22 protein-coding genes are annotated in these 19,514 nt (G+C 32.4%); 11 read left to right on the plus strand and 11 right to left on the minus strand.

Annotation, left to right across the window (positions count from 1 at the left end):
* The first annotated feature begins 21 nt into the window (after nt 1–21).
* Nucleotides 22–498, plus strand: coding sequence for an ankyrin repeat domain-containing protein (locus OQH62_RS05285; RefSeq protein ID WP_266014835.1), 477 nt, complete (start codon nt 22–24; stop codon nt 496–498).
* Between the two features lie 42 nt (nt 499–540).
* The gene (locus tag OQH62_RS05290; RefSeq protein ID WP_266014838.1) at nt 541–903 is read left to right on the plus strand and encodes a RidA family protein; all 363 of its coding nucleotides are present in this window, start codon (nt 541–543) and stop codon (nt 901–903) included.
* 14 nt (nt 904–917) lie between these two features.
* Here OQH62_RS05290 and OQH62_RS05295 read toward each other — a convergent pair whose 3' ends face one another.
* From OQH62_RS05295 to gap, 3 genes are read right to left on the minus strand one after another with little or no spacing between them, the layout of a single operon-like run.
* A complete protein-coding gene (locus OQH62_RS05295) occupies nt 918–1,592 on the minus strand; it encodes a triose-phosphate isomerase (RefSeq protein ID WP_266014841.1) in 675 nt (224 codons plus the stop codon).
* 1 nt (nt 1,593) lies between these two features.
* The gene (locus tag OQH62_RS05300; protein WP_266014844.1) at nt 1,594–2,784 is read right to left on the minus strand and encodes a phosphoglycerate kinase; all 1,191 of its coding nucleotides are present in this window, start codon (nt 2,782–2,784) and stop codon (nt 1,594–1,596) included.
* Nucleotides 2,777–3,784 (minus strand): type I glyceraldehyde-3-phosphate dehydrogenase, encoded by a 1,008-nt coding sequence (gap, locus tag OQH62_RS05305; protein WP_266014849.1) that lies wholly within the window; start codon nt 3,782–3,784, stop codon nt 2,777–2,779. Before gap ends, OQH62_RS05300 begins: the two co-directional genes overlap by 8 nt.
* A gap of 60 nt (nt 3,785–3,844) precedes the next feature.
* On the opposite strand from gap, the gene nadD reads away from it, so the two are divergent.
* Nucleotides 3,845–4,408, plus strand: coding sequence for a nicotinate (nicotinamide) nucleotide adenylyltransferase (nadD, locus tag OQH62_RS05310; RefSeq protein WP_266014851.1), 564 nt, complete (start codon nt 3,845–3,847; stop codon nt 4,406–4,408).
* Nucleotides 4,409–4,417: 9 nt separating this feature from the next.
* Complete coding sequence (gene rsfS / locus OQH62_RS05315) at nt 4,418–4,735, plus strand: ribosome silencing factor (protein ID WP_266014853.1); 318 nt, start codon at nt 4,418–4,420, stop codon at nt 4,733–4,735.
* Between the two features lie 3 nt (nt 4,736–4,738).
* On the opposite strand, the gene OQH62_RS05320 is transcribed toward rsfS, so the two are convergent.
* Nucleotides 4,739–6,115, minus strand: coding sequence for a phosphomannomutase/phosphoglucomutase (locus tag OQH62_RS05320; protein ID WP_266014856.1), 1,377 nt, complete (start codon nt 6,113–6,115; stop codon nt 4,739–4,741).
* Nucleotides 6,116–6,224: 109 nt separating this feature from the next.
* On the opposite strand from OQH62_RS05320, the gene fliL reads away from it, so the two are divergent.
* Both fliL and acpS read left to right on the plus strand, forming a co-directional pair.
* Entirely contained in the window at nt 6,225–6,758 is a 534-nt protein-coding gene (gene fliL, locus OQH62_RS05325) for a flagellar basal body-associated protein FliL (protein WP_266014859.1), read from the plus strand.
* 3 nt (nt 6,759–6,761) lie between these two features.
* The gene (acpS, locus tag OQH62_RS05330) at nt 6,762–7,109 is read left to right on the plus strand and encodes a holo-ACP synthase (RefSeq protein WP_266014863.1); all 348 of its coding nucleotides are present in this window, start codon (nt 6,762–6,764) and stop codon (nt 7,107–7,109) included.
* 3 nt (nt 7,110–7,112) lie between these two features.
* On the opposite strand, the gene dnaG is transcribed toward acpS, so the two are convergent.
* A complete protein-coding gene (gene dnaG, locus OQH62_RS05335; RefSeq protein ID WP_266014868.1) occupies nt 7,113–8,912 on the minus strand; it encodes a DNA primase in 1,800 nt (599 codons plus the stop codon).
* Between the two features lie 71 nt (nt 8,913–8,983).
* Between dnaG and OQH62_RS05340 the strand changes: the two genes are divergently transcribed.
* The 4 genes from OQH62_RS05340 to aroC are packed head-to-tail and all read left to right on the plus strand — an operon-like array spanning nt 8,984 to nt 12,131.
* On the plus strand, nt 8,984–9,958 hold the full coding sequence (locus OQH62_RS05340; RefSeq protein ID WP_266014872.1) for a hypothetical protein: 975 nt from the start codon (nt 8,984–8,986) through the stop codon (nt 9,956–9,958).
* Complete coding sequence (rnhA, locus tag OQH62_RS05345) at nt 9,945–10,385, plus strand: ribonuclease HI (protein WP_266014875.1); 441 nt, start codon at nt 9,945–9,947, stop codon at nt 10,383–10,385. The genes OQH62_RS05340 and rnhA overlap by 14 nt, the downstream gene beginning before the upstream one ends.
* Nucleotides 10,372–11,046 carry a ribonuclease III gene (gene rnc / locus OQH62_RS05350; protein WP_266014879.1) on the plus strand — a complete coding sequence of 225 codons (675 nt, stop codon included), beginning with the start codon at nt 10,372–10,374 and terminating at the stop codon, nt 11,044–11,046. The genes rnhA and rnc overlap by 14 nt, the downstream gene beginning before the upstream one ends.
* A complete protein-coding gene (gene aroC, locus OQH62_RS05355; protein WP_266014882.1) occupies nt 11,043–12,131 on the plus strand; it encodes a chorismate synthase in 1,089 nt (362 codons plus the stop codon). The genes rnc and aroC overlap by 4 nt, the downstream gene beginning before the upstream one ends.
* Here aroC and OQH62_RS05360 read toward each other — a convergent pair.
* Both OQH62_RS05360 and OQH62_RS05365 read right to left on the minus strand, forming a co-directional pair.
* Nucleotides 12,128–12,403 carry a hypothetical protein gene (locus tag OQH62_RS05360; RefSeq protein WP_266014884.1) on the minus strand — a complete coding sequence of 92 codons (276 nt, stop codon included), beginning with the start codon at nt 12,401–12,403 and terminating at the stop codon, nt 12,128–12,130. The genes aroC and OQH62_RS05360 overlap by 4 nt on opposite strands.
* A gap of 4 nt (nt 12,404–12,407) precedes the next feature.
* The gene (locus OQH62_RS05365; protein ID WP_266014886.1) at nt 12,408–12,590 is read right to left on the minus strand and encodes a hypothetical protein; all 183 of its coding nucleotides are present in this window, start codon (nt 12,588–12,590) and stop codon (nt 12,408–12,410) included.
* Nucleotides 12,591–13,573: 983 nt separating this feature from the next.
* Here OQH62_RS05365 and OQH62_RS05370 point away from each other — a divergent pair.
* Nucleotides 13,574–14,602 carry a Cj0069 family protein gene (locus tag OQH62_RS05370; RefSeq protein WP_266014887.1) on the plus strand — a complete coding sequence of 343 codons (1,029 nt, stop codon included), beginning with the start codon at nt 13,574–13,576 and terminating at the stop codon, nt 14,600–14,602.
* Nucleotides 14,603–14,837: 235 nt separating this feature from the next.
* Here the strand turns inward: OQH62_RS05370 and OQH62_RS05375 are convergent, their stop codons facing one another.
* The 4 genes from OQH62_RS05375 to OQH62_RS05390 are packed head-to-tail and all read right to left on the minus strand — an operon-like array spanning nt 14,838 to nt 19,350.
* Nucleotides 14,838–15,494, minus strand: a complete 657-nt coding sequence (locus OQH62_RS05375) for a LutC/YkgG family protein (protein WP_266014889.1) — start codon at nt 15,492–15,494, stop codon at nt 14,838–14,840.
* Nucleotides 15,487–16,926, minus strand: a complete 1,440-nt coding sequence (locus OQH62_RS05380; RefSeq protein WP_266014891.1) for a LutB/LldF family L-lactate oxidation iron-sulfur protein — start codon at nt 16,924–16,926, stop codon at nt 15,487–15,489. Before OQH62_RS05380 ends, OQH62_RS05375 begins: the two co-directional genes overlap by 8 nt.
* The gene (locus OQH62_RS05385; protein WP_266014894.1) at nt 16,923–17,660 is read right to left on the minus strand and encodes a (Fe-S)-binding protein; all 738 of its coding nucleotides are present in this window, start codon (nt 17,658–17,660) and stop codon (nt 16,923–16,925) included. The genes OQH62_RS05380 and OQH62_RS05385 overlap by 4 nt, the downstream gene beginning before the upstream one ends.
* 43 nt (nt 17,661–17,703) lie before the next feature.
* Nucleotides 17,704–19,350: an L-lactate permease gene (locus OQH62_RS05390; RefSeq protein WP_266014897.1), complete on the minus strand. Its 1,647-nt coding sequence runs from the start codon at nt 19,348–19,350 to the stop codon at nt 17,704–17,706.
* Nucleotides 19,351–19,514: the final 164 nt, after the last annotated feature.

Here is a 19,514-nt window from a genome sequence, read left to right on the forward strand (position 1 = left end):
TATAAAAATGAAGGAGAATAGATGAACTCTATAGGTTTCAGCAAGGAAGAAGAAAAAAGAGTTTTAGAGCTTGGACAAATGGCTTTTAATTTTGCAAGAAATGATGAATGTGAAAATTTAAAGATAATGATTAAAACAGGGCTTAATGTCAATCTAAAAACTCATAAAGGTGACACTCTTTTAATGCTTGCAGCTTATCATAACTCCTTGAAAACAGCTGCAATGCTTTTGGAAAATGGGGCAAGGGTTGATGAAAAAAACGATAGAGGTCAAACTCCTTTAGCTGGAGTTTGTTTCAAGGGTTATATAGATATGGCAAAACTCTTGATCGAAAATGGTGCAAATATCGACGAAAATAATGGTTTAGGAATGACACCTTTTGCTTTTGCTGTGATGTTTAGACGTAAAGAACTTGTTGAATATTTACTTCAATGTTCGAATAAAAGCTTTATGAAAAGTTTGTCTTATAGGATTTTAAATCTTTTTAAGACTCACTAATATTCTTTTGGTTATAATGATTAAAAAACAAAAGGAGATGCCGTGTCAAACTATCCAAAACCTATAGGTCCTTATTCAGCTTATCGTCAGGGAGAGGGATTGTTATTTGTTTCTGGACAAATTCCAATTAATCCACAAACAGGTGAAATTGAAAGCAAGGATATAAAAGAGCAAACACGACAGGTTTTAAAGAATATCGAAGCTATCTTAAAAGAAAACAAACTTTCTTTGAGCGAAGTTCTTAAAAGCACTTGTTTTTTAACTGATATGAAAGATTTTTCGGCTTTTAATGAAGTCTATGCTGAATTTTTTACTCCTCCCTATCCAGCACGTTCAGCTTTTGCTGTAAAAGACTTACCAAAAGATGCAAAGATTGAAATAGAAATTATAGCTTGTAAAAGCTGATTTCATTTAATGTATTAAAAATGAGCTTTAGAGAGTAATGCTAAAAAATTCTCTGCTTTTAATGCTGCAGAACCTACTAAAACTCCATTGCAATGTTTGATACCAAGAATTTCTTTTATATTGTTTTCATTGACACTTCCGCCGTATAGAAGTTTTGCTTTACTTAAAGAAGCTATAAATTCTAGTATTTTTTCAATATCTTTTAGATCTGCACTCATACCAGTACCAATAGAATAAATCGGTTCATAAGCGATAATGAGTTTTTCATAATTGCTTTCTATCTTTTGAATTTGTTTTTGTAAAAACGATTCTGTTTGTTTAGAATTTTTTACTTCTAAACTTTCTCCTATGCAAAGAATAATAGTATAGCCTTGCTTCGCAGCAAAATCAAATTTAGCTTCTACATTTTCACCTAAGACTCTTCTTTCAGAGTGTCCAATTAAAACACTTTTTATTCCAAATTCATCTAGCTGCTCTTTACCTATTTCTCCTGTGAAAGCTCCATTGACACAAGGATAAAAATTTTGTGCCCCTTGTGTGAAATACAGTTCGTCTTCTAAGAAAGCCACACTAGGCGGGAAGACGAAAATTTCTTCATTTTTTTTCTTTAAAGCTTGGTTTAAAATTCGTGAGTAAAGTCTAAAACTAGCTCTTGTATGATTGCATTTTAAATTGGCTGCAAAAATCATTTTATTCCTTTATTCTTAGAGGTTTTACACCCGGAAGTTCTTTGCCTTCTATAAGTTCTAAGGAAGCTCCACCACCTGTTGATATAAAAGTCATTTCATCAGCATCTCCTGCCCTTGCAACAACATCAGCCGTATCGCCTCCGCCAACAACAGTGGTAGCTTGACTTTCGCTGATATAATGACTCATTTTAATACTTCCTTTACTGAATTTGTCAAGCTCAAAAACACCCATAGGACCATTCCACCAAATTGTTTGGGCATCTGCTAAGGCTTCGCGAAAAAGTCTCACGCTTGCAGGACCAATATCTAAACCCATCCAGTCTCTTGGAATTTCTTGCGCAGGGACAAATTTCATTACGGCTTCTTGTGAGCAGGAAGTTGCAACAGCTACATCTACAGGAAGATAAATTTTCACTCCCAAATTTTTTCCTTTAACAAGGATTTTATTCGCTTCTTCTAAAAGCTCTTCTTCTAAAAGTGAATTGCCTATATCATATCCTAAAGCTTTAAGAAAAGTAAAAGCCATACCCCCACCGATAATAAGTTTATCAACTTTTGGAAGTAAATTTGTTAATGCTTGAAGTTTGCCACTAACTTTAGATCCGCCAACAACAGCAACAAAAGGACGAATCGGTCTTTTTATGAGGTTGTTAGCAAAGTCAATTTCTTTTTGGAGTAAAAATCCAGCTCCTTTTTGAGAGAAAAATTCCGTAATAGCTTGAACGCTAGCGTGCGCCCTATGGCATACTCCAAAGGCATCATTAATATAAATTTCGGCTAATGAGGAGAGTTCTTTTGCTAGATTTCTATCATTTTTTGTTTCACCTTTTTCAAAGCGTAAATTTTCTAGCATAAGTATTTCGCTTGCTTGGAGATTTTTAGCTTGTTTTTTTGTTTCCTCCCCTATTACATCTTTTGCCATAATGATTTCTTTATTCATCAATCGTGCTAACCTCTTAGCAATAGGCTCTAATGAATAACGCGTACTTATTTCTTTAGGACGACCCAAATGGGAAGCTAGAATAACGCTACAACCATTGTCAAGGCAGTAACGTATCGTAGGAATAGCAGAACGTATCCTTCTGTCATCTGTAATATTTAAAAAATCATCTTGAGGGACATTAAAATCACATCGTATGAAAACTTTTTTTTTTGTTAAGTCCAAATCTTTAATTGAAATTATATCACTCATTATTACCTTCTTTTGTGATATATAAAGCCATATCAACAAGACGGTTTGAGTAACCCCATTCATTATCATACCACGCTATGATTTTTATAAAATCATCTTGTATAACTTGTGTTAAATCACTTGCTACTATAGCCCCATAAGAACAGGTAATAAAATCAGAGGAAACCCTTTGTTCATCATCAACAAGTAAAATTCCTTTCAAATTTTCCATAGCCGCTTTTCTAAAAGCTTGATTGAGTTCTTCTTGATTTACTTTTTTGTAAAGCTTTGCTGTTAAATCCACGCTAGAAACATCAATCACAGGTACACGCATACTTTGCCCGTGAAGTTTGCCATCAAGCTCTGGCATAATAAGCTTCATCGCTTTAGCTGCCCCTGTTGATGTGGGAATAATGTTTTGTGCTGCTGCACGACTTCTTCTTTTTTCTTTTGCTTTTGCATCAATGAGACTTTGCCCGTTTGTATAAGCGTGTATCGTTGTCATTAACCCTTTTTCTATGCCAAAATTATCTTGTAAAACTCTGCATATTGGACCAAGACAATTTGTGGTACAACTTGCGTTTGAAATAATAGGCTCATTTTTATAAAGATGAGAATTGACACCTAAAACATAAGTTGGCGTACTGTCTTTTGCTGGCGCACTCATAATAACTTTTTGTATGCCTTTTTTTAAAAATCCTTCACATTTTTCTTGTGTGAGATTAGCTCCTGTACATTCTAATACAACAGTTGCACCATATTTAGCAAAATCAAGATCTTGTATCTCTCTACTTTTAAACATTTTGATTTTTTTTTCATTAAGAAATAAATTTTCACCATCGTTACTTATTTTGCCTTGAAATTCTCGATGTACTGAATCATATTGAAAAAGATATTGAGTAAGCTCTATGTCAGTTGTGTCGTTAATAGCTACAAGTTCTATGTCTGTCCTTTCAGAGAGAATCCTTGCAACACATCTTCCTATACGTCCAAAACCATTGATAGCAACTTTTATAGCCATTTAATTTCCTTTTGAAAATAAAATGCTACTATTTTACAAAAAAAAGGTTAAAAAATTTCAATGAAAATCGCGCTTTTTGGCGGGAGTTTTGACCCGCCACATAAAGGACACAATGCCGTTATCAAGGAGGCTTTAAATTCTCTTGATATAGATAAACTCATTATTATGCCGAGTTTTCTTAGTCCTTTTAAGAAAGGATTTTGTGCAGATGAGCAACGTAGATTTACTTGGGTAAAAACACTTTGGGGGAATTTAGAAAAGATTGAAATTTCAGATTATGAAATCCAGCAAAAAAGAGCGGTGCCCAGTTTTGAAACTGTTAAATATCTTTATAGAGTTTATAAGCCCGGTGCGGTGTATTTGATTGTTGGTGCTGACCATTTACAGACGCTTCATTTATGGCAGAACTTTGAAGAACTCAATTCTTTAGTTGAATTTGTTATTGCTAATCGTGATGGTATCGTAATTCCAAAAGTTTTTCGTAGTTTAAGCACAAAAATCAACATTTCTTCATCATTTATCCGCACTGCTTTAGATTCTAATGAAGTGTGTGAAGAGATTAAAGATGAGGTGAGGGATTATTATACAAAATTACAAAAGAATAATATAATTTCTTCAATTTAAAGGGAAGATATGGAAGAGCGAGTACAGACAATAGTTGCCATTTTAGATGAAAAAAAGGCTGAAGAGATTCAAGTTTTTGATATGAGCGAGCAAGAGTATTTTGTAGAATGTGTTATTATCGCTACCACTTTAGGAGAAAAACACGGTTTGGCTTTAGTTGATGAATTGAAAGTGCAGCTTAAAGCACGTGGTGAGGAATTTTTACATACAGAGGTAAGTGAGGAGTGGGTAGTGCTTGATTTAGGAGATATTTTAATCCACCTCATAACCTCAGAATATAGAGAGCTTTATAATTTAGAAGAACTGTTAGAAAATCTCAAAAGATGAGAGCTAATTTGTATGATATTTTTTTGTCTTGATTTCATCAAAGAGAGCCAGTATTTTTGTTTCAAGTTCTTTTGCTTGTTCTAAAGTTTGTGCTTCAAAACGTGTAATGAGATATGCACTTGTGTTTGAAGCTCTTAATAAAGCCCATCCATAATCAAATTCTATTCTTACCCCGTCTATTTCACATAAGGCTTTTATTCCTTTTAAAGCACCTTGTTGTATCGCTTGTTTGAATTCCTCTACAAGTTCAAATTTTTCATCTTCTTTAACAGGAATTTTTATTTCAGGAGTTGTGTATAATTTTGGTAAAGATTCGATTAAGCTTTGTAAGTCAAACCCCTTATGAAGAAGTTCTAAAGTTCTTAAGAAAGCATAGATTCCATCATCATATCCAAAATATCTGTGTTTAAAAAAGATATGTCCACTCACTTCAGCCGCAAGGTCAATATTTTTTTCTTTCATCATTTGTTTGATATTTGAATGTCCTGTTTTTCCCATAAAAATAGTGCCAAATTTTGCTACCTCATCAAAGAGATTCTTTGAACATTTTACTTCGCCAAGTACTCTTGGATTTGGAATATTTTTTGCAAAAAGATAACAAAGTTCATCTCCGCAAAAAATATGATTTCTTGTCAAAGCAACCATTCTATCAGCATCTCCATCGAAAGCAAATCCCATACTTAAATGAGGATTTTCACTAAGCAGTGTTTGCAAGGCATACAAATTTTCTTTTTCAGTAGGATCAGGGGCGTGGTTTGGAAACCGGCCATCAGGCTCACTAAAAAGAACAGAGGCTCTTAAATTGAGAGCTTTCATTAGAGGTGCAATAACAACACCAGCTGCTCCATTTGAACAGTCAATACCAAATTCATATTTGCAATTTTTTAATTCTTGAAACTGCTCACTCATAAAATCAACATAAAGACTTAAAATATCATATTTTTGTGCTTCTGTTTTTTGAGGAATGTCATCATTAAGATGTTTTTCTACTTCTTTTGCTAATTTTTTAAGTTCTGTCCCAAAAAAACTTTCTTTTGCTATTGTAATTTTAAAACCATTGTAATCCTTTGGATTATGAGAACCTGTGATCATAATATTTGCATCAAATTTTTTTCCTACATAGAGACTAAAATATCCAAGCGGAGTTGGTACAAGCCCTATATCATACACTTTGATTCCTGCTTTGTTAAGACCACTGAGCAGATATGTAAAAAGCTCCTGTGCACTGTAACGTGCATCATAGCCTACGCTTACATTTTTACATTCTTTCTCAAGCATTTTCATTCCCAAGCAATAGCCAATAGCTTTTACGCTTTTTTCATTGAGTTCTTTTCCATAAAGTCCTCTTATATCATACTCTCTAAAAATCACATCAAACATTGTATATCCTTATGTATATAAAATCTGTCAATTTATTAAAAACAAAAATCCAGTTAAAGAAAACTTGCTATAATTTTACTCTAAATTCACCAAATTATAAGGAAAATTTATGGACGAAGAATTAGAAAAAGAAGAAAAAAAGAAAAAAGGTGGCGGTTCTTTAGTTATTATTATAGTTGTTTTACTTTTTGTTTTACTCCTTGCTATGATGGGAGTGATAGCTTGGCTTATCAGTTCTTCTGGAGATGAAAGTGAGGTTAAAGAGGCAACAAAAGAAGAGAGCAAACACGAAAAACCAAAAAATTCAGTCCCTAATCAAAGAGGAAGTGATTTTGCAAATATAGGACCTATGTATTCTCTTGATCCTTTTACATTAAATTTATTAAGTGATAGTGGTTCAAGATATGTAAAATGTACTATAGACCTTGAACAAAATACTGAACTTTTAACGCCAGAGCTTGATAAAAAAGTTGCCATAATACGTGATATTATCATTCGTACACTTACAGCTAAAACCTTTGAAGAAGTAAGTACAGCAACAGGTAAAGAAAGACTTAAAGATGAACTTGTTGGTAAGATTAATGAAATTCTTACTGATGGTTTTATTAAAAATGTGTATTTTACAGATTTTGTTGTTTCATAGCTAATGCGTGTTGGTTGTGATATTGTTGCTATTTCTCGAATAGAAAAAATTTATAACCGACACGGTACAGCTTTTTTAGATAGATTCTTACATCCTGCTGAACAAAAATTCTCACAATCTATTCCTACTTTGGCAGGACTTTGGGCAGCTAAAGAAGCTGCAAGTAAAGCTTTAGGTTTGGGTATTAGTCAAGAGTGTACTTTTTTTGATATACGAATTGCTAAGAATCAACGCAATGCCCCCCAACTTGAATTTTCTCCTCATCTTATACAAAAATTTGCAATACATTCTGCTTCATTAAGCATCTCTCACGATGGGGGTTTTGCCATTGCGGTGGTTGTTTTAGTTTAAATATCAAAAAGGCTCGTTTGAATTTTCAAATAAGCTTTTACATTCTTGAATTTTGAAATTCTTTCTGTTAAAAATTGAATGGAATTTTTTAAGAAAAAATTCAAGTTGTTTTTCATCCCTTTCGTTTTTAAGTACAAGCAAGAGTTGTATTAAAAATTCTTTTAATTCATTATTGTTGAGATTTTTTTTTAAAATCATTTCATTTTGATTTATACAGGCAAAAAGTTGTTTTTTAAGGGCTAAAGACGAAGTTTTAAGTTCTATGGTGTTAAGAAAAGCTAAATTGATTTTAGAAATTCCAAATAAGAATTCATTTTCGCTTAAAATTTTTTGCAATTTTTTGTTTTCAAATTCTCGAATTTCGCTGTCTTCAAAACCATAGTTAAGCAAGATTTTTTCTAATAAATTTTTGTGTTTAAAACACATTGTATCACTAATTTTTTTAAAGAGTTCTCTTGCCTGACTTGAAGTTTGTAAAAATGCAAAAATTTCAAATTCAGCAAGATGATTTGTTTCTTTAAAAGGGACATTGGAAGTTACAACAGTTCTTTTTCTTTCATTTTTCGATAAAGTAACGAAAATCTCATCAACTCCTAAGAGTTTTGCAACCAAATTTTTGTAAGAATTTGCAACGAGCGGTTCTAATAAAAAGGTATAAGCTTGCACCTTTTCTAAGGCTTTTTGCTTTTCAAGAGCTGATTTTATAGGTTCTTTTAACAGATTTCGTATGTAGAATTCACCAAGTTCAATACCTTTGTCTAAAAAGTCAAAGAGTCTCTTCTCTTCGCCACAAGCAACAAGTTCAGCAGGGTCTTTTCCACCTTGTAAAAGTACCACTTTTCCATCAAATTTATGAGTGCTTAACAAAAAAGATGATTTTATAGCTGCCTTTAATCCTGCTTCATCATTGTCGAAACATAAAATGACTTTAGCTTCATACCGTCTTATAAGAGGTAAATGACTCTGTGTTAATGCAGTTCCAAGAATAGCAATAGCATTATTAAATCCGGCTTTATGAAAAGCGATAACATCAAGATAACCTTCACAGATTATCATTTCTTTCTTTGTCATTATGTTTTCTTTCGCCAAATGCAGACCATAAAAAATGCGACTTTTATCAAAAAGTATGTTTTGTGGAGAATTAATGTATTTTGCCATATTATTTGGATTAAGAGTTCTGCCTCCAAAACCTACAAGCAAACCTTTATGATCATAAATAGGAAAGATTATACGTGCAATAAAACTTGCATACAGTTCATTTTTTTCGTCTTTTTTTAAAGCTCCAACCGTTAAAGCATCTTCATATGAAATGTTTTCATTTCTTAAAAGCCTCATACTTTCTTCACTTGTACCAGCAAAACCGAGTTCAAATTTTAAAATGTCAGCATCATTAAGTTTTCGTGAATAAAGGTATGACAGAGCTTCTTTGTGCTGTATGAGACTGTGTTTATAAAAAGCATTAAGTATGGGCAGTATATGTTTTAATTCTTTTTTGTTTTCTTGTTTTTCTTGTGTATAGCTAAGTGAAAAATTACTTAAGCTTGCTACTTTTTCTACAGCTTCTGCGAAACTTAATTTTTCATAATCCATTACAAATTTAAAAGCATCCCCACCTGCCTTACAAGCAAAACAATGATAAAAGCTTTTTTGCGAATTAATATGCATAGAAGGATTTTTATCTGGGTGAAAAGGACAAACACATACATAAGATGCCCCTTGTTTTTTCACTTCTATAAAATGTGAGATAATATCGACAATGTCAAGTTTTTGACTTAAACTTTCTATGCTTGCTCGGGCTATCATTTGTACAAACCTTTAATTATAATTATACAAAGATTTGGCTATAATTTGATAAAAATGATAAAAGTGATTTTATGGATTTTTTCTTTGTAGAGTATAGGGATCCTTTGACAGGACTTATTTTTTTAACTATTTTGATTTTCATCGTTGCAGTAGCAAATTATGCTTGGGAGTTTTTTTCTAAAAAAGACAAAAAACAAAAATTAGAGCAATTTATTAAAAAATTTGAAAAAGATACCATTTATAAAGGTTTATTTGTAAATGAGAGATTGAGTTTAAGCAATCTGTATTTTTTAGCTGAAATTTTTACAAAAAGTGGAGAATTTGAAAAGGCGGTTCAGATTTATTTAATTGCTTTGGAAAAGACTAAGAAAAAAGATGAACAAGAGTTTTTATTCCTAGCCTTAGCCCAAGTGTATTTTAAAGCGGGATTTTTAGAGCGTACCCGTGAAGTTTTATTCAATGTCTTAAAAATTTCTCCGCGAAACAAACAAGCCTTAAAAATTCTTAAAATAGTTCATTTTAAACTTAAAAATCATAAAGAAAATTTGGAAATTTTAGAATGTCTTTTTGAGCTTGGAGAAAAAGTTGACGAGGAAAAAGAATTTATTAAAGCTTTACAAATACTTGAGTGTAATATGAACGATGAGGAAAAAAAACAAAAACTTGTAAGACTTCAATTACAAGAGAATTCTATGCTTAAACGTTTGCTTTTTGAAAGATACCATCTCTTTTTTGAACAAGAATTCTCAAATATTATTGATTTGCTTTATCAAGAAACACAACCTTTGAATATACATAATCAAGAGTATAGAGAATTTTTTTATGCTTTGGGTAAAATACAAGACAAGGTTATGAATTTTCACAATTCACATTGCAAAATGTTTTCTATTTTATGTCAGAATGGCTTTAAAGCGAGTTTTGAATTTTCTTATTCTTGCACTGAATGTAAAAGTACTATGCCTTTATTTTTTTATCATTGTCCTGTATGCTATGAATTTAATACTTGTAAAATTCTTTATGAAGTGAAAAATAATGAAAACTATTGAACTTTATACAGATGGTTCGTGTTTAAATAATCCGGGTTTTGGAGGTTGGGCGTATATTTTACGTTTTGGCGAATACGAAAAGACAGAGAGTGGGGCTGAAGAAAATACGACAAATAATAGAATGGAGCTCTTAGCTATTATAAAAGCTTTAGAAGTTTTAAAAGAGCCTTGTGAGATTTTACTTTTTACTGATTCAAAATTGATGGTACAAAGTATCAATGAATGGCTAGATTCTTGGATACAAAAAGATTTTAAAGGAAAAAAGAATGTTGATCTGTGGAAGCAGTACTTGCATAAAGCTCAAATTCATAAAATGAAAGCTTTTTGGATAAAAGCACACAATGGGCATAAATACAATGAGAGATGTGATTTTTTAGCCCGCACAGCAGCAAGGAAGTTGGCAAAGGAAAAGAATGAAAAAAATTGAGTTTTTGGAGAAGAAATTAGGTTACACTTTTAAAGACAAGCAACTTGTCTTAAAGGCTTTGACGCATAAAAGTTTTAAAAAGCCTTACAACAATGAAAGACTTGAATTTTTAGGCGATGCTGTGCTTGATTTGATCGTTGGAGAATTTTTATTTCATAAGTTTGATACTCAAGCAGAAGGTGATCTCTCTAAACTTAGAGCCGCTTTGGTGAATGAGAAATCCTTTGCTAAAATTGCTGCAAATTTGGATTTAGGAGCTTTTCTTTTTTTGTCTCTTGCTGAAGAAAATAATGGTGGTAAAACAAAACCATCTATACTTTCTGATGCTTTTGAGGCTTTAATTGGGGCTGTGCATTTAGAAGCTGGATATGAAAAAGCACGGCAAATTGCTCTTGTTTTAATAGAACAGAATTATCCGCAAATTGATGCACAAAATCTTATCAAGGATTATAAGACTAAACTTCAAGAGCTTACTCAAGAACAGTTAGGACAAATTCCACAATACGAGACTTTACGTGCTTTTGGACCTGATCATCAAAAACAATTTGAAATTGCTTTAAAACTTGATGGTCAAGAAATTGCAAGAGCCACAGCAAAAAGTAAAAAAGAAGCACAGCAAATGGCAGCAAGAATAACTCTTGAAAAGATGGGAAGATTATGAATACTTTTGGCACTAGGTTGAAATTTACAAGTTTTGGTGAATCTCACGGCAAAGCTCTTGGCTGTGTTGTTGATGGTTTGCCTGCCGGACTTAGGATTGATGAGGAATTTCTACAAAATGAGCTTGATAAAAGAAGAGGCGGGGGCAGATTTGCTACCTCTCGAAAAGAAAGCGATAGGATTGAAATTTTAAGTGGAATTTTTGAAGGCTTGAGTACAGGAACACCTTTAGCTATGATTGTTTTTAATGAAAATGCTCGTTCTAAAGATTATGAAAATTTGAAGAATTTATTTCGTCCTGCTCACGCTGATTTTACCTATTTTCATAAATTTGGCCTAAGAGATTATAGAGGAGGTGGCAGAGCAAGTGCAAGGGAAAGTGTCGCTAGGGTTGCAGCAGGTGCTGTGGCTGCAATGCTTTTAAAAGAATTTAACATCATTGTAGAGAGTGGAATTTTTGGTATTGGTTCTTGTGTTTCTGCTTTGGAGAATTCTTGTTTTGATTTTGATTTTGCACACAAAAGTGAAATTTTTTGTCTTGATAGTGCTTTAGAGGACGATTTTAAAAGAGAGATACTTGAGGCAAAGAAAGTAAAAGACAGCGTTGGTGGGGCTGTTTTTACAAGAGTAAGCAATGTTCCTGTTGGACTTGGAGAAGTTTTGTATGATAAACTTGATTCAAAACTTGCACACGCTTTAATGGGTATTAATGCTGTTAAAGCTGTTGAGATAGGACAAGGCATAGTAGCAAGTAGAATGCGAGGCAGTCAAAACAATGATGAGCTCTCTCAAGGAAAATTCTTAAGCAATCACGCTGGTGGTATACTTGGAGGAATTTCAAATGGGGCTGATATAGAGTTAAAAAGCTATTTTAAACCTACTCCTTCTATTTTTAGAACTCAAAAAACTATGGATATTTTCGGCAAGGACGTGCTTTGTGAGCTTAAAGGCAGACACGATCCTTGTGTAGCGATACGAGGCAGTGTTGTTGCAACGGCTATGGTGCGTCTTGTTTTGGCTGATTGTTTGCTTTTAAATGCCAACACACAATTAGAAAATATAAAAAAAATATATGAGAAATTTTAATTATTGCGTTTTTTGGAATGAATTTGAAAAATTATAGCTACTAAAATGAGAAAACATAAGATATCAAGACTGATGATTGTAAAATTTTGAATTTCTTGTGAAAAAGGCAAGAGAGTATCGGTAAAAAGAATCGAATAAACAGGAGTAAATAGAAAGATACAGCTTACAAGGACAGAAGTTTTTCTTTTTAAGAAAACTTCTTTATCAAAGATATAAAATACTAAAAGAGTATTGACGATATAGATAATATTTTTTAAAAAAAGAATATCCATAAGCTTAACGAGCGTCTGTTTTCCATGTAATTCCAAGCGAATAAAAAAGTCTTAAGAAAAAAGGTAGAGCTCGGTCATCTTGAGAAAGATAAGCAGCTTTAGCCTCTTGTAAATTAAAAGTATTCGCCAAAGAAAGATTTGCAAAGAAAGCAGTGCTTAAAAAAACAACTAGAACAAATTTTTTCATTGTATCTCCTTAAATATTGATAAGAAATATTATATTTTATTAAAGTTAATATATTGAAATTATAATAATGTGTTTTTTAGAAAATGCTAGACATTCTATCAAGGGTTTTAACATTAGCACAAAAACATTTTTTTATTATTTTTTAAACTCGTATTGTCAAATTACTTCCAAGCAAAGCTTTGAAAAATTTGAATCTTGAAAAACTAAAAAGTGTTTTTTGATATATTCAAACAAAACAGATTGATTCTATATGTTTTTCTTTTGAATTTTTTATTTTTTCTAAGAGTCTTTTCACAACTATTACAATGAGAAGAAGAGTATATAAGAAAGTAAAAGCAAGTCCTACAATTTCAAAAAGAATAGCGTTCTATTATTTCTTTTGGAAAATCAAAAAGCGTTGAATAAAAAAGCAAAGCACCAAATGAAGTTAAAAAAGAGATTTTTTGCTTACACGGTCTTCAAAAAAAGCGATACAACTCATTAAAAAAAGAATAATAAAAATAACCAATCCAATATCTAAGAAACCTCCAGGTAATCGTAATGGTCTGTTGTTTGGGTTTGTATAGAAATTTGGTTTGAGAGGAAGTTTGCGTGGCTTTCCAAAATATATAGGATTATTAGCATATGAGGAAATAAGCACCTAGATAGTATCCAAAATAAAGCGGAAAAGCTCTTTCAGAAATGTATTCACCTTTTACTTCTTTCATTTCTTTAAGGTTTAAATTCTAAGTGAGTTTGAATTAAAACTCCGTTTGTAACTTGTGAAAGAACATCTAAAGAGAAATTATAAAAACTGCAACTTAAAAGGAGAACGAAAAAGATTTTTTTCACCAAAACATGCCACTTTTGATTTTAAACATCTTTCAATGATTTTAAAAAAGTAAGCTTAAATTATTATAAAAATATTTATAAAGAATTTAAATATAAAGGTATACTTTTATTATTTTGTGTATAATTGTCGAGTATTTTTTAAGGAGTGTTTAATGAAAAAAAGTATTGTTTTTTTTGAAGTTAGAGGTGGGAGCGATAAAGGCGAAGATGGATATAGAAAAGACACTATGCCTATGGTGAATGCTCTTAAAGAACGTGGTTGGAATGCCGAAGTTGTTTTTTTTGAAATCGCTAAAAAAGATGAAATTTATCTTTATGTGAAAGAAAATTTTGATGGTTATGTTTCACGTATTAATCCGGGTAATCTTAAAGAAGAAAATGAGTATTTTGATATGTTAAGACAACTTTGCAAAGATGGGCTTATTGGTATGCCTCATCCTGATGCTATGATAGGATATGGAGCAAAAGATGCTCTTACAAAACTTGTTGGCACAGATCTTGTACCAAATGATACTTATGCCTATTATGATATTAAAACTTTTAAAGAGACTTTTCCAAAAAGCCTTGCAAAAGGTGAAAGAGTTTTGAAACAAAACCGCGGTTCTACAGGTGAGGGGATATGGCGTGTAAGTGTTGAGGGTAACTGTTGTGCCACTGATACTTTGCCGTTGAATACGAAAATCAAATGCACAGAAGCAAAAGACAATCACGTAGAATACAGAGAGCTTGGAGAATTTATGGATTTTTGCGAACAGTATATCATAGGTGATAATGGTATGCTTGTAGATATGACTTTTTTGCCTCGTATTAAAGAAGGTGAGATTCGACTTTTAATGCTTTATAATACACCTGTCAATGTGGTCCATAAAAAACCAGCCGAAGGAAGCGATGCTTTTTCTGCAACTCTTTTTAGTGGAGCAAAGTACCGTTATGATAAGCCTGAACAATGGAAAGAATTAGTTGATATGTTTTTAAACGAACTTCCAAAAGTGCGTCAAAAACTTGGTGATTATGATCTTCCTTTAATTTGGACTGCAGATTTTATTCTTGATACTGATAGCAATGGTAAAGATAAATACATTTTAGGAGAGATTAATTGTTCGTGTGTTGGTTTTACTTCTCATCTTGAGTTAGCTGGAGAGGTTGCTGAAAATATTATTCAAATTGTAAGCAAAGCTTAAGCAAGTTTAATGTCCATTTTCTGTTGGCAAAATGGACATTCTTTAGTTATATTTTTTAAATTCGACTCATATTCTAGAGTGAAATTTCTATTACAAAATTTACAAACAATATGCCTTGAAAGTATAGGGTAAGAATACCCACTTGATTTCAACATATAGTATTTTATTGGTTTATTTATATCCATCTTATATCACAATGTTATAACCTAACTCTTAGCAGATAAACTGCACAGAATCAATAAATAATAATATGCACTTTTTGAGGTCCGTGCACTCCAAAAACCGTTATTAGTTCTATATCTGCAGTACGGGAAGGACCTGCGATGAATAAAATATTTGAAGGCAAAATTTCATTTTCGTCCTTTATTAAATGCAATGCCTGACTTAAACTTTGAACAACATTTTCTTTCTTGAGAAGCATAATGCAAAGTTTTGGAGCTAAAGAAAGCATTCGAGGTTGTTCTTTTGATGAGACTACTAAAGCTACCCCGTGTGAGCTCACTCCGGCTCTTGCTTGCACAATAGAAAAATCACTATTAAAAACTTCGTGTCGTAATTCTTCTATGTCTTTATCAAAGCAAATTTTTTCATTTGCTTGAATTTGAGTTATATCTAAAGGTATATTTGCAGGATAGAGGAGTTTTTTATACCCATAAATCGCAACTATTTCATTAATCTTTTTTTCTAAGGTATCCGCACTTGCTTCTTCGACTATGAATTTATTATCACTCATTTTTTGTTTCATTTGTATTAAAGCATCTGAAGTATTTTGAATATGCTCGACAGGATCAATGGTATGAGTAACTTGAAAATCTTTTTCTGTGTAAGCATTTTCAAGCTTCTTTAAAATATTTTCCTTACTTTTTACTGAAATTTCCTCAATTCTACTCATATACAACTCCTTGAATTTCTTGTACTTCTTTGTATAAATCTTTTTTTAGCTGTGGTAATTCTTTAAATTTATTCCATTTTTTAATTACAGGTAAAGAATGTTTCAAATTGTGTACAAAAAAGTTTAAATAGTGCAATTTTGAAAGTGAAAAACGCCATTGAAATCCATTTGTGGCAAGTTTTCCAAATTGTCTAAAAGCAAAAGCTTCAAAAGTATTTTTTTCTAAATTTTCATAGCCAAGAGGTGGATTTTCTCCTTGTCCTACTTTATCACAACGAAGTTTTCTGATGAGTTCGGCCAAAGGAATTTTTACAGGACATACTTCAGAACATCTCCCACAAAGTGAACAGAAACTTAAAATATCACCTGTTTTATCTATACCAAAAAGGTTTGGACTGATTACTTCGCCTATTGGTCCTGGGTAAATTGTTTGATAGGCGTGTCCGCCGATTTGATCATACACAGGACAAAAATTCATACAAGCACCACATCGTATACAACGTAATGCTTCGTGATAGTCTTTATGTGCTAGCATATCGCTTCTATGATGGTCAAAAAGTATGATATGAACTTCTTTTGGACCATCTAAATCCCCATTTTTACGTGGGGCTGTGATAATATTATTATAAGTTGGGATGAACTGTCCTGTTGCTGAAGGAGTGAGTAGAGAAACCATAGTTGCAGCATCTTCGAAATTTTCCATTACTTTTTCTATGCCACAAAGTGCAATATGAATATCAGGCGCTGTAGTGCACATTCTACCATTGCCTTCATTCTCAATTAACCAAAAAGCTCCTTCTTTAGATACAGCAAAATTAACACCACTTAATCCTAGTTTTAAACCTTCAAACTCGGCTCTTAAATGTTTTCTTGCTATAGAGTTTAATTCTTCCGGTTCATTGCTTGAAAGTGTAGCTCCTAGTTTTTCTTGAAAAATTTTTCCTACTTCATTTCTATTTCTATGAATCGCTGGAACAACAATATGTACAGGACTTTCATTATTAAGTTGCAAAATGAGTTCGCCTAAATCTGTTTCAGTGGCTTTGAATCCTTTTCGTTCAAGATAGTGATTTAAACCTATCTCCTCACTCGCCATAGATTTGCCCTTGAGAATTGTGCTAATATTCTTTTCACACATTATTTCATAGATGATTTCGCACGCTTCTTCATCTGTACTTGCCCAATGTACTTTTAAACCATTTTTTGTAGCATTTTTTTCAAATTCCAAGAGTCTTTCTTTTAAACTCATTAAAGCATTATTTTTTGCTTGTTTTGCTTTGTTTCTTAAACCTTCCCAATCTGTGAAACGCATTTCAATGACATTGAAACGATTTTTCTGAAGAGTATGCATAGCATTCATTAAATTTTCACGCATTTGTGTATCATTAAGTTTTGATTCAACGATTTCTTCGTGTGGAATTTTTTGACTCATAATACTGCTCCTTCAAGACGTTTGAATAAAAAGTCATACAAATGAATGCCTTTAATGTCAAGTTTCATTCTACGCATAGTTCCATCTATATTTAACAGACAGCCTCCATCGCCACTGATGAGGTATTTTGCTCCTGTATTTTGAATGTCTTTAATTTTATTTTGCACCATAGCATTTGAGATATGAGGTTCTTTAACTGAAAATGTTCCACCAAATCCACAGCATTCTTCTTCATATTCTAAGTTTATAAGTGTAACATTTTGTAGTTTCTTCAGTAAATTTTTACTTGATTCTATGCTTTTTTGTACTCTTAAAGCGTGGCAATTTGAATGCCAAGTTACCGTGATAGGCTCTCCTTTATCTTCGTATTGTACATTTAAAACCTTATCTAAATATTGAGAAAGCTCTATAACTCGTGAGCTAAAATGTTGTACTCTTTCATACTCAACACTATCTTTAAAAAGTTCCACATAATCGTGACTCATCATTCCTGCGCAAGAACCACTTGGTACTACGATAGGATAGTCTTTTTCAAATAAGGCCACGTTATAAAGTGCTATTTGTTTGCTTTCATTAAAATAACCTGAATTAAAACTCGGTTGCGCACAACAAGTTTGATTTTTTTTAAAAATTACTTCAACTCCTTCGCGTCTTAGAAGTTTAATACCATTAATCACACTCTCTTGCATTGCAGCTGTTCCAAGACAGGTTGCATAGAAATAAACTTTTTTCATCTTCCGCCTTTATAAAATTTCTCAATATATTTTTAGTATAGAATTATTTAGCCACTACATCAGGAATAATTCCTTGCAAAAAGAAAGCAATGATAAGTGTCCATAAACCTATTAAAATAATAAAAGCTACCGAGTATTTAAAAGTAAATTTGAAAAGTTCTGATTCTCTTCCAGCAAGTCCTACCGCTGCACACGCAATAGCTATGCTTTGAGGGCTTATCATTTTTCCTACAACACCACCTACTGAATTTGCTGCTAAAAATAAAGCCTCGCTAATTCCAAGTTCCTTTGCACTTACTGATTGCAGAGGTCCAAATAAAAGATTTGAATTTGTGTCAGATCCTGTTAAAAATACTCCTATCCAGCCTATCACAGGTGAGAAGAAAGCAAAGGCGTCTCCTGTTTGTGCAAAAGCACGTCCTAATGTTGTGCTCATTGCCGAATTTTTTGCAATAAAAGCAAAAGCCACAACTAAACCAATAGTTATGCAAGGTATAGCCATCTCTTTCAAGGTTGCCCAAAGACATTCGCTTGCATCTTTACTTTTTATCTTTAAAATCCAGATACTTAAGAAAGCAGCACACAAGATAGCTGTTCCAGCTTGAAGGATGAAATCGATTTTTAAAGCTAAGTCTATGGGTTTTCCTGTTTCATCTACAATAGAATCTTTAATATTATTAAACATTACAGTTACTTGAGTGTAGTCAAAAATTGCACCTTTGGCAAATAAAGTTTTAAACCAAGGCTGTGTCCAAAGAATAATGCAAATAATGAGCAAGATGAAAGGGGTCCAAGCTAACAGTATTTGTTTAAAATCTAAAGTGTTTGTATGAGAGAAATCTTTAATTCCATCAAGTCTAAAAATGACCTTTGGTTTCCAAACTTTCAAAAATAAGGTTGTACATACTAAAGAAACTACAGCCGAAACAATATCTGGAAGCTCTGCACCTAAGTAATTTGAGCTTAGAAATTGCGTTATTGTAAAAGAAAGAGCAGCTACCAAAACAGCCGGAAAGGTTTCTTTCACTCCTTTGAAACCATCCATTAAAAATACGATAAAGAAAGGGACGCTAAGGCTTAAAGGTACAAGCATACGTCCTACCATTGCTGAAATTTCGTGCTGTTCAACTCGTAAGAGATCACTCATAGCAATGATAGGAATTCCTACAGCACCGAATGCAACAGGAGCAGTATTTGCAATGAGACATAGTCCAGCTGCATAAAGAGGTTTTAAACCAAGTCCGACAAGCAAAGCTGCTGTAATCGCAACAGGACCGCCAAAACCAATAGCTCCTTCTAAAAAGGAACCAAAACAAAAACCAATGAGTATGACTTGAATACGGTGATCTGGAGTGATAGAGATTACGCTTTGCTTTATAATTTCAAAAGAACCAGATTTTACAGAAAGTTTATAGAGAAAAATCGCTGCAATGATAATCCAAGCTATAGGCCATATTCCTTGAGTAAAACCTCTCACGAAAGAAGCTCCTATTAAAGAAAAAGGCATCTCATAAATAAAAAAAGCGAGTACGCTTGTGAGTATAACGGTTAAAAAACCGGCGTACAAACCTTTAAGTTTAAAAACAATCAAGCATAATAAAAAACATAAAATAGGTAAAAATGCTACTAAAGCACTTAGGTAAATATTTTCAAAAGGATCGGAGATTTGTTGCCATACCATATTTATCATTCCTTAAAAATTAAGATATTTTTATAATATAACTAAATAAGTTATAAATTTAGCTTAACTTAAATTTATACTATTTATTTTAATAAATTAATAAAAGATAAATGTTTTTTATTAACAAATCAAGAAAAATATCATAAAGTTATAAGCTTAGTGTGTAGAAATGA

This window comes from Campylobacter sp. MIT 21-1684 (assembly GCF_026241315.1).
In the GTDB taxonomy this organism is placed as follows: Bacteria; Campylobacterota; Campylobacteria; order Campylobacterales; family Campylobacteraceae; genus Campylobacter_D.